General features: G+C 69.4%; 10 protein-coding genes. 6 read left to right on the top strand and 4 right to left on the bottom strand.

Annotated features, from left to right (window positions below; genetic code table 11):
* Nucleotides 1-201: 201 nt before the first annotated feature.
* Genes H610_RS0114015 through H610_RS0114000 form a run of 4 tightly spaced genes read left to right on the top strand, consistent with a single transcriptional unit; the run spans nt 202 to nt 3,828 of the window.
* A complete protein-coding gene (locus H610_RS0114015) occupies nt 202-795 on the top strand; it encodes a PepSY-associated TM helix domain-containing protein (RefSeq protein WP_028240251.1) in 594 nt (197 codons plus the stop codon).
* A 9-nt stretch (nt 796-804) separates the two neighbouring features.
* Nucleotides 805-1,314 (top strand): DUF2271 domain-containing protein, encoded by a 510-nt coding sequence (locus H610_RS0114010; protein WP_028240250.1) that lies wholly within the window; start codon nt 805-807, stop codon nt 1,312-1,314.
* 22 nt (nt 1,315-1,336) lie between these two features.
* On the top strand, nt 1,337-2,212 hold the full coding sequence (locus H610_RS0114005) for a DUF4198 domain-containing protein (protein ID WP_028240249.1): 876 nt from the start codon (nt 1,337-1,339) through the stop codon (nt 2,210-2,212).
* A 53-nt stretch (nt 2,213-2,265) separates the two neighbouring features.
* The gene (locus tag H610_RS0114000) at nt 2,266-3,828 is read left to right on the top strand and encodes a sulfite reductase subunit alpha (RefSeq protein WP_028240248.1); all 1,563 of its coding nucleotides are present in this window, start codon (nt 2,266-2,268) and stop codon (nt 3,826-3,828) included.
* Between the two features lie 291 nt (nt 3,829-4,119).
* Here H610_RS0114000 and H610_RS0113995 read toward each other — a convergent pair whose 3' ends face one another.
* The 4 genes from H610_RS0113995 to H610_RS0113975 all read right to left on the bottom strand — a co-directional run bounded on the left by H610_RS0113995 (nt 4,120) and on the right by H610_RS0113975 (nt 11,419).
* Nucleotides 4,120-5,505: an efflux transporter outer membrane subunit gene (locus H610_RS0113995; protein ID WP_051231763.1), complete on the bottom strand. Its 1,386-nt coding sequence runs from the start codon at nt 5,503-5,505 to the stop codon at nt 4,120-4,122.
* A gap of 11 nt (nt 5,506-5,516) precedes the next feature.
* On the bottom strand, nt 5,517-7,466 hold the full coding sequence (locus tag H610_RS0113990) for a MacB family efflux pump subunit (RefSeq protein WP_051231761.1): 1,950 nt from the start codon (nt 7,464-7,466) through the stop codon (nt 5,517-5,519).
* 10 nt (nt 7,467-7,476) lie between these two features.
* On the bottom strand, nt 7,477-8,670 hold the full coding sequence (locus H610_RS23925) for an efflux RND transporter periplasmic adaptor subunit (protein ID WP_051231759.1): 1,194 nt from the start codon (nt 8,668-8,670) through the stop codon (nt 7,477-7,479).
* Nucleotides 8,671-9,163: 493 nt separating this feature from the next.
* Nucleotides 9,164-11,419: a TonB-dependent receptor gene (locus H610_RS0113975; RefSeq protein WP_028240245.1), complete on the bottom strand. Its 2,256-nt coding sequence runs from the start codon at nt 11,417-11,419 to the stop codon at nt 9,164-9,166.
* A gap of 140 nt (nt 11,420-11,559) precedes the next feature.
* On the opposite strand from H610_RS0113975, the gene H610_RS0113970 reads away from it, so the two are divergent.
* Nucleotides 11,560-12,240 (top strand): Fe2+-dependent dioxygenase, encoded by a 681-nt coding sequence (locus H610_RS0113970; protein WP_028240244.1) that lies wholly within the window; start codon nt 11,560-11,562, stop codon nt 12,238-12,240.
* A complete protein-coding gene (locus H610_RS0113965; protein WP_028240243.1) occupies nt 12,241-13,041 on the top strand; it encodes a tetratricopeptide repeat protein in 801 nt (266 codons plus the stop codon). It begins immediately after the preceding gene.
* The last annotated feature ends 217 nt before the right edge of the window (nt 13,042-13,258 follow it).

The following is a 13,258-nucleotide window of genomic DNA, read 5'->3' as shown; positions in this document are numbered from 1 at the left end:
CTGCGCAAATGGCGCCAGGCCGGGCGGCGATCCAAGGCGCGGGATGCAGGCACTGGTGAACCCTTGCCAAGTCCCGCAACGCCGCATGGCGCCATTTGCCGGCGCCACCTAAACGAGAATGTATGCTAACGGTAAATCCTTAGCATTCTTTCGTTCGACCTCCTAGAATCGGCCACCATCTCAAGACGGATCGAACGCTCCATGCGACTCTGGCTCGGCACCCTGCGCCAATGGCACTGGATCAGCTCGGCGCTGTGCCTGGTCGGCATGCTGCTGTTCGCCCTCACCGGCATCACCCTCAATCACGCGGCGCAGATCGAGGCCCGCCCGGCGATCAGCTCGCACGAAGGGCAGTTGCCCGAGCCTCTCCAGCGAACACTGCTCGAGGCCCCGCCCGAACAGGGCTTGCCGGAGCCGCTTCGCCAATGGCTGGAAAGCGAACTGCAGCTGTCGCTCGACGGCCGCGAGGCGGAATGGACCGACGGCGAACTCTACGTCGCCCTGCCTCGCCCCGGCGGCGATGCCTGGCTGAGCCTGAGCCCAGAGACCGGCGAACTGCTCTCCGAATCCACCGATCGCGGCTGGATCGCCTATCTCAACGACCTGCACAAGGGCCGCAACACCGGCGGCGCCTGGAGCCTGTTCATCGACCTGTTCGCCGTCGCCTGCGTGGTCTTCAGCCTCACCGGCCTGCTGCTCCTGCAACGCCACGCCGGCGCGCGACCGACGACCTGGCCGATGGTGGGGCTGGGGCTGGTCGTTCCGTTGCTGCTCGCCCTGCTGTTCATTCACTGAGGAATCCCCATGCGCAAAGCCCTGCTGTTGCCCCTGGCCCTGCTCGCTGCACCGGCGCTCGCCGGGGAGCTGGAGGTCGGCGTGCAGATCCCGCGTCTGAACGTCGCCGAATACCATCGGCCCTACGTCGCCATCTGGCTGGAGCGGCCGGACCAGCAGCACGTCGCCGACCTCGCCGTGTGGTACGACCTCAAGCTGAAGGACGACGAGGGCGAGAAATGGCTGAAGGACCTGCGCCAATGGTGGCGGCGCAGCGGACGCCAGCTCGACATGCCGGTCGACGGCCTCAGCGGCGCAACCCGGGCGGTCGGCACCCACCAGCTGAAATTCGACAGCACCCGGCCGCCGCTGGCCGGGCTCGAGCCCGGCGACTACCGACTGGTGGTCGAGGCGGCGCGCGAGGTCGGCGGTCGCGAACTGCTGCGCGTGCCCTTCAGCTGGCCGGTCGACGGGCCGCAGTCGGCCCAGGCCCAGGGCGAGACCGAGCTGGGCACCGTCACCCTCACCCTTACCCCCTGATCCCGTTCAAGGAAGCGCTGCGATGAAACCGAACCTGAAATGGGCCGCCGTGGCCCTCGCCGTCTGCCTGCCCCTCTCCGCCGAGGCCCACCGTGCCTGGATGCTGCCGTCGGCCACGGTGCTCTCGGGCGAAGACCCGTGGATCACGGTGGATGCCGCCGTCTCCAACGACCTCTTCTATTTCGAGCATTTCCCGCTGCGCCTGCAGGGCATCGGCGACACCGAGGCGGTACCGGCGGGCAGCCCGCCCGGCGCGCGCCCGCGCCCGGCCGCCCGGCTGAGCGTCCTGGCGCCCGACGGCAGTGAGGTGCAGCCGCAGAACGGCAGCCTCGGCCGCTATCGCAGCACCTTCGACCTGCACCTGACCCAGAAGGGTACCTACAAGCTGGCGGTGGCCAACGCCGGGCTGTTCGCCAGCTACAAGGAGAACGGCCAGACGCGCCGCTGGATGGGCAGCGCCGCCGACTTCGCCAAGCAGGTACCGGCCGACGCCGAGGAGCTGAAGGTCAGCCAGACCAACACCCGCATGGAAGTGTTCGTCACCTCCGGCAGCCCCAGCGAAACCGTGCTGGAGCCCACCGGTCAGGGCCTGGAGCTGCGCCCCGAGACCCACCCCAACGACCTGTTCGCCGGCGAGGCCGCCGAGTTCGTCTTCCTGCTGGACGGCAAGCCCGCCGCCGGCGTCGAGGTCAGCGTGATTCCCGGCGGCATCCGCTACCGCGACCAGCTCGGCGAGATGAACCTGACCACCGACGCAGCCGGCAAGGTCAGCATTACCTGGCCGAACCCGGGCATGTACTGGCTGGAGGCCGAGACCCGCACCACCGCCGGCGTGACAGCGCCGGCGAGCGAGCGCCGCGCCAGCTACAGCGCGACCCTGGAAGTTCTCGCGCCCTGAGCCGAAGGCCGGCCAGGCGCCGATCGCCCGGCCGGCCCCGCGGAAGCCGCCTCTTGCATCCACGCACCCTCCTGTCGCGCTGCTGGCCACTGCTGGCGTTCGTCGCGCTGGGCCTGGCCCTGTTCTGGCTGCGGCCGGAACGCCAGGTCAGCGCCGCCGCCGTCACGCTGGCCTACCTGGCCGGTTGCGCGCTCGTCTGGCGGCGCCAGCGTCGGCAGAAGCCGCCCGCCCGGCCGCTCGGCGACACCCTGGTCGCCTATGCCAGCCAGGGCGGTCAGGCGCACGAACTGGCCTGGCGCAGCGCCGAGCAGCTGCGCCAGGGCGGGCTGAGCGCCGAATGCCGCGCGCTGGCCGACCTGTCGCTGGATGCCCTGCCCGCGGGTGCGCGGGTGCTGTTCGTTGTCAGCACCTACGGCGAAGGCGAGGCGCCGGACAACGGCGCACGCTTCGAGCGCCGCCTGCTCGCCGACGATGGCCGGCTGGACGGCCTGCGCTACGCGGTGCTCGCCCTCGGCGACCGTCGCTACCCGAACTTCTGCGGATTCGGCCGACGCCTCGAGCGGCGCCTGCATGCCCTGGGCGCCGAGCCGCTGTTCGACGCCGTGGAGGTCGACCGGCTGGACGGCGGCGCCTTGCGCCACTGGCAGCACGAACTCGCCCAGCTCACCGGCCACACCGATTTCGCCGATTGGCAGCCGCCCCTGTACCAGCCGTGGCGATTGCACAGCCGCACCTGCCTGAACCCCGGCAGCCAGGGCTGGCCGGTGTTCCTGCTGGGGCTCGTCGCCGAGCCGGAGCTGATGCACTGGCAGGCCGGCGACATCGCGGAAATCGGGCCGCGTCAGGCACCGGCACGGGTCGAGCGCTTTCTCCGGGCGCTCGACCTGAACCCGACGCAGCCCGCCGCGCCCGGCCAGACGCTCGCCGAGGCGCTGGCCGAGCGGCAGCTGCCCGGCGAACCCGACGACTGCCGGGGCCTCTCCCCCCGCGACCTGCTGGAACGGCTGGCTCCGCTGGCGCACCGTGAATACTCGATCGCCTCCACCCCGGCGGACGGGCGACTCGAGCTGCTGGTACGGCTGATGCACACGGCGGACGGCGAGCCGGGCATCGGCTCCGGCTGGCTGTGCCGCGCGGCCGAGGTGGGCCAGCCGCTCGCGCTGCGCATCAGGCGCAACCCGGGCTTCCACGGCCCGACGACCGACACGCCGATGATCCTCATCGGCAACGGCACCGGCCTTGCCGGCCTGCTCGCGCACCTGCGCGAGCGCCAGGCCCATCCGGGCTCGCGCAACTGGCTGCTGTTCGGCGAGCGCAGCACGGCCCACGACCGCTTCTGCCGCGAGCAGCTGGACGCCTGGCGGGCGAGCGGCCACCTGAACCGCCTCGACCTCGCCTTCTCTCGCGACCAGACGCACAAGCGCTACGTGCAGGACCTGCTGCGCGAACAGCGAGACGAACTGCGTCGCTGGGTCGACGGGGGCGCGGCTATCTACCTGTGCGGCAGCCTCGAAGGCATGGGCCGCGACGTCCAGCACACGCTGGTCGAGCTGCTGGGCGAGGAAACCGTCGAGCGCCTGCAAACCCAGGGGCGCTATCGGCGGGACCTGTATTGACGAGGACGCGCCTTTTTGTACCCCGCCATACCGCGCCAGATACCAGAACAGCCCCTTCCGGGAGAGGGTTGGAGTGAGGGCCTGTGTGCAGGCTTCCCTCATCCGGCCCTGTGGGCCACCTTCTCCCGGAGGGAGAAGGGAAGGCATGTGCGGCACCGAACCCCAGCCTGCGACCGGCGCCTGCACCAGGCCGCGGCCAGCACCAGAACAGCCCCCTCTCCCTCCGGGAGAGGGCTGGGGTGAGGGCTTCAGGTTCCATTGCCCGGATCAGCACCTGTGGCAGGAACGCCCTCAGGCTTCTTCGCCGAAGCCGCCGCCCAGCACCTTGTACAGCTGTACCTGGTTCTGCAGCTGGCCGGAGGTGTTCTGCAGCAGCGCGTCGCGCGCCGAGAAGAAGCTTTCCTGGGCGTTCAGCACGGTGAGGACGTCCGCCGCGCCGGCGCGGTACTGCGCCTCGGCCAGACGGAAGGCGCGCTCGGCGTTGACCAGCACCCGCGCCTGGCTGTCGCGCTGCGCCTGGCCTTCGCGCAGGGCGATCAGCGCGTCCTCCACCTCCTGGAAAGCGATCAGCACGCTCAGCCGGTAGCCGTCGGCCAGCTCCCGGTAACGCTCCTCGCTCAGGCGCACCTGGTTGCGCAGCGCGCCGCCGTCGAAGATCGGCTGCAGCAGCGAGGCGCTGACGCTGTGGGCCAGGTTGCCGCTGTTGAACAGGCTGGCGAAGAGGCCGGCGTCGTAGCCGCCCGAGGCGCTCAGCGACAGGCTGGGAAACAGCGCCGCGCGTGCCGCGCCGATGTCGGCGTTGGCGGCCAGCAGGCCGGTTTCCGCCCGGCGCAGGTCGGGGCGGCGCAGCAGCAGTTCCGAAGGCAGCCCGCCGGCGATGGGGTCGGGCAGGGTCAGCGCGGCCAGCGAGTCGCCCAGCAGTTGCGCGGCGAAGCCCTGCGGCGCCTCGCCCAGCAGCAGCGCCAGGGCGTTTTCCGCGGTCTGCCGCTGCTGGCGCAGGGACGGGATGGCGGCGCGGCGCTGCTCCACCAGCGTGCGCTGCTGCACCAGGTCCAGCTCGGTGCCGGCGCCCAGGCGCACCCGGGCCTCCACCACGGCGAGGATGCGTGTCGCGTTGGCCAGGTTTTCCTCGGCGATGCGCAGCCGCTCGCGCAGCTCCAGCACCTTGAAGTAGCTGCTGGCCACCGCGCCGGTCACGGTCAGCGCCACGGTATCCCGGTCGAAGGCGCTGGCCAGGGCGTCCAGCTCGCTGGCCTGCACGCTGCTGCGATTGCGTCCCCAGACATCCACCTCGTAGCTCGCCGACAGGCTGGCGGAGTAGCGCGTACTGTTCCCGCCGCCGTTGTTGTCCGAGGCCTGGGCGCGGCTGCCGCCGAGCCCGCCGCTCAGGCTGGGCAGCAGGGCGGTGCCGGCGATGCGCGCCTGCAGGTCGGCCTGGCGGACCCGGCTCATGGCGGTGGCCAGGTCGAGGTTGTTGGCCTGCGCGCGGACGATCAGCGCCTCCAGCTCGGGGCTGGAAAAGCCGCGCCACCAGTCGGCGGCCGGCCAGTCGGCCGCGCCCTGGGCATGCTCGAAGGCGGCCGGGCGCGCCAGGTCGGGCTGTTCGTAGTGCGGGGTGAGGTTGCAGCCGGCCAGCAGCACGGCGCCGGCCAGCAGGGAAAGCAGGGGTCTGTTCATCGTCCGGGTACTCAATCGGAAGCCAGGGCCAGCACGGGGTCCATGTGCGCCGCCTTGCGCGCCGGCATCAGGCCGAAGATCAGGCCGATGGCGAAAGCGCAGCCGAAGGCCAGCAGCACCGGCGCCAGGGTGAACTGCACGGCGGTGCCCAGCCGCCCGATCAGCCAGGCCGCACCGAGCCCGGTCAGCACGCCGAGCGCGCCGCCGATGGCCGACACCACCAGCGCCTCGGTGATGAACTGCTGGAGGATGTTGCCGGTGCGCGCTCCGGTGGCCATGCGGATGCCGATCTCGCGGGTACGCTCGGTGACGTTGACCAGCATGATGTTCATCACGCCGATGCCCCCCACCAGCAGCGAGATGGCGGCGATGGAGCCGAGCAGCACGGTGAGGGTGTCCTGGGTCTGGGTCACCGCCTCCAGCAGCGAGGCGGTGTTGCGGATCTGGAAATCCTCGACGCCGTTGTGGCGCGCCAGCAGTGCCTGGCGGATCAGCGCCTCGGTCTCGTCGATGCGCGCCACGTCGGCGATGTGGGCGGTGATGCTCTGTACGTAGCGCTGGCCGAACAGGCGCAGGCTGCCGGTGCTGAACGGCACCAGCGCCACGTCGTCCTGGTCCTGGCCCCAGGGCGTGGCGCCCTTGGCGCTCATCACGCCGATCACCTGGAAGGGCACGTTCTGGATCAGCAGGTACTGGCCCACCGGATCGCGCTCGGGGAACAGGTTGTTGGCCACCGTCTGGCCGATCACCGCGACCGTGGCGTAGGTGCGCTCGTCCTCGGCGGTGAAGAAGCTGCCGCTGGCCAGTTTCCAGTCGCGCACGCTGGGCATGGCCGCGTTGGTGGCGGTGATGCTGGTCTTGTAGTCGATGTTGCCGACGCGCAGGGTGGCGTTGCCCTGCAGTTCGCCGAGCGCCTCGGTGACGTTGTCCAATTCCGCGACCGCGCGGGCGTCCTCGGCGGTCAGGGTGGCGGTGACGCCATCGGCCGAGCGCGGCATGTTCGGCGCGCCGGGGCGCACCGACAGCAGGTTGGTGCCCATCGCGCTGATACGGTCGACCACGTCCTGGCGCGCACCGTTGCCCACCGCCAGCATGGCCACCACCGAGGCCACGCCGATGACGATGCCGAGCAGGGTCAGCACGGTGCGGAACAGGTTGGCGCGCAGCGCGCGCAGGGCCATGCGGATCGCCTCGCCGGTGTCGGCCAGGCCGATACCGGCCAACGGCACCGGCTGCGGCGCCGGGGCGACGACCTGCGCCGCGTCCGCCGGCGGGTTCGCCGCGCCGCTGTCGGCGATGATGCGGCCGTCGCGGATCTCGATCAGCCGTTCGGCATGCTCGGCCACTTCGCGGTCGTGGGTGATGATGATCACCGTCTTGCCGGCGGCGCTCAGCTCCTTGAGCAGCGTAAGCACTTCCTGCCCGCTGCGGCTGTCCAGCGCGCCGGTGGGCTCGTCGGCGAGGATCACCTCGGCATCGTTCATCAGCGCGCGGGCGATGGAGACCCGCTGCTGCTGGCCGCCGGACAACTGGTTGGGGCGATTGCCCAGGCGCTCGCCGAGCCCCAGCCGGGTGAGCAGCTCCTCGGCGCGGGCATGGCGCTCGGGCGCCGGGCGGCCGGCGTAGATGGCCGGGATCTCGACGTTTTCCAGCGCGCTGGAACTGGAGATCAGGTGGTAGCTCTGGAACACGAAGCCGAAGGCCCGGCGGCGCAGCCCGGCCAGGCCGTCGCTGTCGAGCTCGCCCACCGACTGGCCGGCGAAACGGTATTCGCCCCGGCTCGGCCGGTCCAGGCAGCCGAGGATGTTCATCAGGGTGGTCTTGCCGGAGCCGGACGCGCCCATGATGGCGACGAACTCGCCGCGCCGGATGTCCAGCGACACCCCGTGCAGCACCTGGGTGGTCAGCTCGCCGTTGCGGTAGATCTTCTCGACGTCACGCAGTTCGATCAGGGCGCTCATGGCCGACTCCTCAGATCCGCGGTCCGCCGGGGCCCATGCGCCGCTGGCCCGGGTTGCCTCCGGCCGGCGCCGCCGCCACATTCGTCGGCGCCACCAGTTGCTCACCCTCGCGCAGCCCCTCGACCACCTGCGCGCTGACCCGGTCGCGCAGGCCGATGACCACCTCGCGCTCCACCGGCTTGCCGTTTTCCAGCACGCTCAGGCGGTACAGCGCGCCCTGCGGGTGAGGCCGGCCACGGCGACCCTGCAGCACGCTCACCGGCACCACCGGCACGTCGTGGGCCTCGGCGTTGACGAAGAACACCTGGGCGCTCATCTGCGTCATCAGCCGGCCGTCCGGGTTGGCGACGTCGAACTGGGCGTTGTAGAGCACCACGTTGTTGATGACTTCCGGCGTCGGCAGGATCTGCCGCAGCGTCGCCTCCCAGCGACGCTCCTGGCCGAGGGTGGTGAAGTAGACCGGCATGCCGACCCGCAGGCGTCCGATGTCCGCCTCGGACACCTGGGTCTTGACGGTCATCTGCGCCAGGTTGGCGATCTGCACGATCACCGGCGCCTGCTGGTTGGCGTTCAGCGTCTGGCCCTGCTGGGCCGACTGCGAGACCACCGTCCCGCTCATCGGCGCATAGATCTTGGTGTACTGCAGGTTGGCCTGGTTTTCCTTGAGGGTGGCGTCGGTCTGGGCGATCTGCGCCTCCAGCGCCTCGATCTGCGCGGCGGTGACCTGGACCTGCGCCTCGGCGGCCTCCAGGCTCTCCTGGCTGGTGGCCTGCTCCCGGAACAGGGCGCGCTGGCGCGCCAGCTGCAGCTCGGCCAGGCGGTGCTGGGCCTGGCGCTCCTTGAGCTGGGCCCGCTGGTTCTTCAGCTGCGCCTCGCTGGCGACCACCTTGGCCTCGAACAGCGTGGGGTCGATCTCGGCCAGCAGTTGCCCCTCTTCGACCTGATCGCCCAGCTGCACGTGGAGTTTCTGCAACTGGCCGGACACCTGCACGCCGACGTCCACGTAATCCAGCGGCTGCAGGGTGCCGAGGGCGGTGATGTTGTCCTGGATGTCACCGCGGCTCACGCTCAGGGCCGGCGCCCCACTGGTGGCCTGCGCCTGGTTGTGGGTGATCCAGTAGTAGCCGGGCGCGCCACAGAGCAGCACGAGGCCCAGCCCATAGGCGAACAGGCGACGAACCGGGCGGGAAGAGGATGCAGGCATGATGGAGACGTCCCTGATGAGATTACTGCCAACTTGCGACCATGGTAGGCAGCGCCACACGGGCCGAATACGGGGCGATCGGTAAAGGAAAGTAAAGGTTTCTTGACCTTGCGGAGGCCTGGCCGAATGAGCGCCCGTGCTGCGCCCTCGCCCGCCCCGGCGGACCCTGCAGGAGCAGGCTCTGCCTGCGACCAGAGCCCGCGGCCCGCACCCGATCCCGGTGGGCCTGGCCGAGGTGGTCGGTCGCGACGGGTGCGTGCAGGCGTCGGAGCCGGAGCCGGTGGGCTGAAGCCCACCCGGCGGTGGATGCGCCCTGCCGAGCTGAAAAGCTTCGCGAGCAAGCTCGCTCCTACGATTCCGGCGGGAGCCGGCCGGGGTGGCCGGTCGCGACGGGTGCGTGCAAGCGCATCGGGCCCCGGAGCGGGAGGGCCTCCGGGGCTGGCGAACAAGCGAGAAGCCCCGCCTGGGCAGGGCTGCGTGTGTTAGCCGCCGATCAGTAGTGGAAGCTGGTGGTGAGCAACGCCGTGCGGCCCGGCGCCACGTGGGCGTAATGGGTGGAATAGACCTGGTCGAAATAGCGCTTGTCGGTCAGGTTCTGCACATTCAGCTGCAGATCGAGGTTCCGGCTGACCTGGTACTGCGCCATGGCGTCGTAGCGCCAGTAGTCCGGAACTTCGACCGAATTGGCGGTGTTGCCGAAACGCGAATCCACGTAACTGGCTCCGGCCCCGATGCTCAGCCTCGGCAGAACCTGGTAGGTGGACCAGAAGCTGAAACTGTTCCGCGGCGCGTTCGGTACCTCGTTGCCGTTATCCAGCCCCTCTACATAGATGGGCGCCGTGCGGGTGCCGACGTTGGCCGCGCCGGCGTCGACGATTTCGGTGTCGAGGTAGGTGTAATTGGCGAATACCTTCCATTTCGGCGTGATGGTGCCGCTCGCGCCGATCTCGAAGCCGTTGATTTCCGTTTCGCCGATGTTCCGGGTCAGACCGTCCGCGTCGGTAACCCGGGCGTTGGTCTTCTCGGTGCGGAAGATCGCGGCATTGAGCGACAGGCGTTGCTCGAACAGATCCCACTTGGTGCCGATCTCGTAGTTCCGGTTGCGCTCGGGGTCGAGTATGGCATTGGCCTCGCTGAGGCTGTCCGCGCCCTCGCCGCCGGTCTCGCCGGGCGGGTTGCTCGAGGTCGACCAGGCGACGTAGATGCTGCCGTTGGGAAGGGGATTGAAGACCAGCCCCAGCTGGTAGTTCCAGAAATGGGTGTTGTTCTCCGCCAGGGTGGTGACGCCGGTCGACGTGTTGACGCCCTTGGCGCGGGTCTCATAGTCGTCGTAGCGCAGCCCCATGTTCAGCGACCACCGCTCGTTGAGCTTGAGCGTATCGAATACGTACGCCGACAGCGTTTCGGTATCGGTGTCGGTCATGCTCAGGCTGCGGTCGACCGAACCGGTCCAGGGTGCGTCGGGGTTGGGATCGCTCAGGCTGGTGCAGTCGCCGGACGCCAGCAAGGCGGCGTTGCAGGCCGACCCCGCCGCCCCCGGGTTGACGGTATAGCCATGGTTGTGAACGCCGATGCTGCTCGCCTCGATCCCGGTTATCAGGTTGTGCTCGATGAACCCCGTGCTGAAGCGGGCGCGCAGGTCGGTCTGGTTGATCCAGCCTTCGTTGGTGGTATTGCGGTTCTTCGACGAGCGATACACCAGGCCGTTGACGACGTTGCCGCGGCTGTCGTCCGGATTGGTGACGATGTAGTCGAGCGTAGTGCGCACCAGGCGCAGGCTGTTCGAGATCGTCAGGTTGTCGTTGAGGTCGTGTTCGATGGCGAAGGTGCCGGTGTCGGTGGTGTTCTCCCGGTAGTCGCGCGAGCGCAGGCCGTAGAAATTGTCCCGGTCCACCGAAACCGGTCCGCTGGGGTTCGCCTTGCTGCGGTTCACGTTGCTCAGCGGAATGCCGTAGTCCGGCATGTCGTCCGTTTCCAGGTGGTAGTAGGACAGGGTCGCGCGGGTCGGCGTGTCCAGGCCGAAGGTGATGGTCGGCGCCACGCCCCAACGGCTGACGTCGACCCCGTCGCGGCCGGCGACGTTGGCGTCGTGCTTCATCAGGTTCAGGCGCCCGGCGACATGCTCGGTCAGCACCCGGTTGACGTCCAGGGTGTAGCGGCGGGTCTGGTCGGACCCGTAGGTGAAGCCGGCATCGAGAAAATCGTTCTGCTTGGCGGTCTTGCTGATCAGGTTGAGGCTGCCACCGGTGGAACCGGCGCCGGTATAGGCCGAGCCCGGGCCCTTGCTGACCTCGATCTGCTCGAGGTTGAAGACCTCCCGCGTCTGCGAACCGATGTCACGCAGACCGTCCACGAAGATATCGCTCTCGGCGTTGAAGCCACGAATGATCGGACGATCGCCGGCCGGGTTGCCGCCCTCGCCCGCCCCGAAGGTGATGCCCGAGGTAGTGCGCAGCGCGTCGGTCAGTGACAGCGCGCCGGTGTCCTGTATCACCTGTTCGGTGATGACGGTGACCGATCGCGGCGTCTCGCGCAGCGGTGCGGTGTACTTGTTCGACGCCGACGTACCCGCGTTGTAGCCACCCGCGTCCTCGCCGACGACGGTCATTTCATCCAGCGCCAGCGGGTCATCAGCGCTGTTCTGGTTGCTGGCCTGCGCAAATGCCTGGCCGGACATGGCGCCGAGCGCGACGCCGATGGCCGACGCGAGAAGACGCGGGTGGGGTACGGATTCCTGGAGCTGGGACATCGGCACATCCTCTGTTTTTGTAAAGAATGCAAATCTAACGATGGCGATAATAATTATCAATTAGCTCCGAAATATTTTCTTACGTCGCTATACTCGCGCTCCGATCGTGGTTCTTTCCCTCTTTCGCCTCCGGTGACCCCATGCTGCTACGCATTGCCCAGCTGTTCACGTCCGAGGAAATCTCCCGCATCCGCACGGCGCTGGAAAGCGCCCAATGGCTGGACGGACGCGTGACCGCCGGCTACCAGTCGGCGCGCGCCAAGTACAACCTGCAGCTGGCCGAAGACGACCCGCTGGCCCGGGAGATCGCCGAGGCGATGATCGACCGGCTATGGAAGCACCCGCAGTTCATGTCCGCCGCGCTGCCGCACAAGGCCTTCCCGCCGCTGTTCAACTGCTACGCCGGCGGCGGCAGTTTCGGTTATCACGTCGACAATGCGGTGCGGCAGGTGCGCGGCAGCGCCGAGCGGGTGCGCACAGACCTGTCGGCCACGCTGTTCTTCTCCGAGCCGGACAGCTACGACGGCGGCGAGCTGGTGATTCAGGACACCTATGGCGTGCACAGGGTGAAATTCGCCGCTGGCGACCTGGTGCTGTATCCCGGCACCAGCCTGCACAGCGTCGAGCCGGTCACCCGCGGCGCGCGGCTGGCGTCGTTCTTCTGGATCCAGAGCCTGGTGCGCGAGGACGCCCAGCGCACGCTGCTCTACGAGATGGATCAGGCGATCCAGCAATTGACCCGCGACGTGCCGGACCATCCCTCGCTGATCCAGCTGACCGGCACCTACCACAACCTGCTACGCCGCTGGGTCGAGGTCTGAATGGGCTGGTTGCTGCGCCGCGAGGAAGGCGCCGGCCAGGGCGTACCGGAAAACCCGCGGCAGGCCGCCGGCCTGATCCTCGCCGCGGCGCGTGCCGGCGACCTGGACGCCCAGGCGCTGCTCGGGCAGATCCTGCTCGATGGCCATGGCATCGAACGCGATCCGGCGCTGGCGCTGAGGTGGTTCCGCATCGCCGCCGCGCGCGGGCATGCGATGGCGGCGAACATGGCCGGGCGCTGCCTCGAGCACGGCTGGGGCTGCGCGGCCGACCCGGCGCAGGCCGCCCGCCATTACAACGTCGCCGCGGCCCGGGGCCTGGACTGGGGGCTGTACAACCTGGCCAACCTGCTGGCCACCGGCCGCGGGGTGGAGCGGGACGAGGCGCGCGCCTTCGCCTGTTACCGGCAGGCCGCCGAGCAGGGCCACGCCAAGTCGATGAACCTGGTCGGCCGCTATCTCGAGGAGGGCCGCGTGGGCCCGCCGGACCCCGTGGCAGCCCGCGAGTGGTATCGCCGTTCGGCCGAGGCCGGGGACTTCCGCGGGCAGTTCAGCCATGCCGTCACGCTGCTCGCCGACGGGCATCTGGACGAGGCGCTGGCGTGGCTCGAACGGGCGCTGGCGCTGGGCAACCTGAACTTCCTGCGGGTCGCCCGCGGTGCCCTGCTCACCTGCGCCGAACCGCGCCTGACGGCCCTCACCCTCGCCTACCACGCGCGTGCCGCCGCGCTCGGCGACGACAGCGACCGCGAGGCCGAGCGCCGGGCCTGGGCGCAGGTGGCGGAGGGCGGCATTCCGGCGTGACGGCACAGGCGAGCGGGCTGGAGGCTGGAGGCTGGAGGCTGGAGGCTGGAGGCTGGAGGCTGGAGGCTGGACGGAATGGTATGTCTGCAAGGCGAGCCCTGAAACCTCATGGGAAGCAACCAACAGCGGTGGAAAACGCTTCGCGGCTTTCCACGGGTGGCCTTCCACCCTACGGCGCGGCCTGCAACCTGGACGAACACCTGTAGGAGCAGGCTCT

This window comes from Stutzerimonas azotifigens DSM 17556 (assembly GCF_000425625.1).
GTDB classification, from domain to species: domain Bacteria; phylum Pseudomonadota; class Gammaproteobacteria; order Pseudomonadales; family Pseudomonadaceae; genus Stutzerimonas; species Stutzerimonas azotifigens.
This window is presented reverse-complemented; position numbering and strand designations above follow the sequence as displayed.

Bases quoted from the DNA above. Each gene is read 5' to 3' on its own strand.
- H610_RS0113970 (WP_028240244.1), top strand. From the start codon at position 11,560: ATGCTGCTACGCATTGCCCAGCTGTTCACGTCCGAGGAAATCTCCCGC.
- H610_RS0113990 (WP_051231761.1), bottom strand. From the start codon at position 7,466: ATGAGCGCCCTGATCGAACTGCGTGACGTCGAGAAGATCTACCGCAAC.
- H610_RS23925 (WP_051231759.1), bottom strand. From the start codon at position 8,670: ATGCCTGCATCCTCTTCCCGCCCGGTTCGTCGCCTGTTCGCCTATGGG.
- H610_RS0113965 (WP_028240243.1), top strand. From the start codon at position 12,241: ATGGGCTGGTTGCTGCGCCGCGAGGAAGGCGCCGGCCAGGGCGTACCG.
- H610_RS0114005 (WP_028240249.1), top strand. From the start codon at position 1,337: ATGAAACCGAACCTGAAATGGGCCGCCGTGGCCCTCGCCGTCTGCCTG.
- H610_RS0113975 (WP_028240245.1), bottom strand. From the start codon at position 11,419: ATGTCCCAGCTCCAGGAATCCGTACCCCACCCGCGTCTTCTCGCGTCG.
- H610_RS0114010 (WP_028240250.1), top strand. From the start codon at position 805: ATGCGCAAAGCCCTGCTGTTGCCCCTGGCCCTGCTCGCTGCACCGGCG.
- H610_RS0114015 (WP_028240251.1), top strand. From the start codon at position 202: ATGCGACTCTGGCTCGGCACCCTGCGCCAATGGCACTGGATCAGCTCG.
- H610_RS0113995 (WP_051231763.1), bottom strand. From the start codon at position 5,505: ATGAACAGACCCCTGCTTTCCCTGCTGGCCGGCGCCGTGCTGCTGGCC.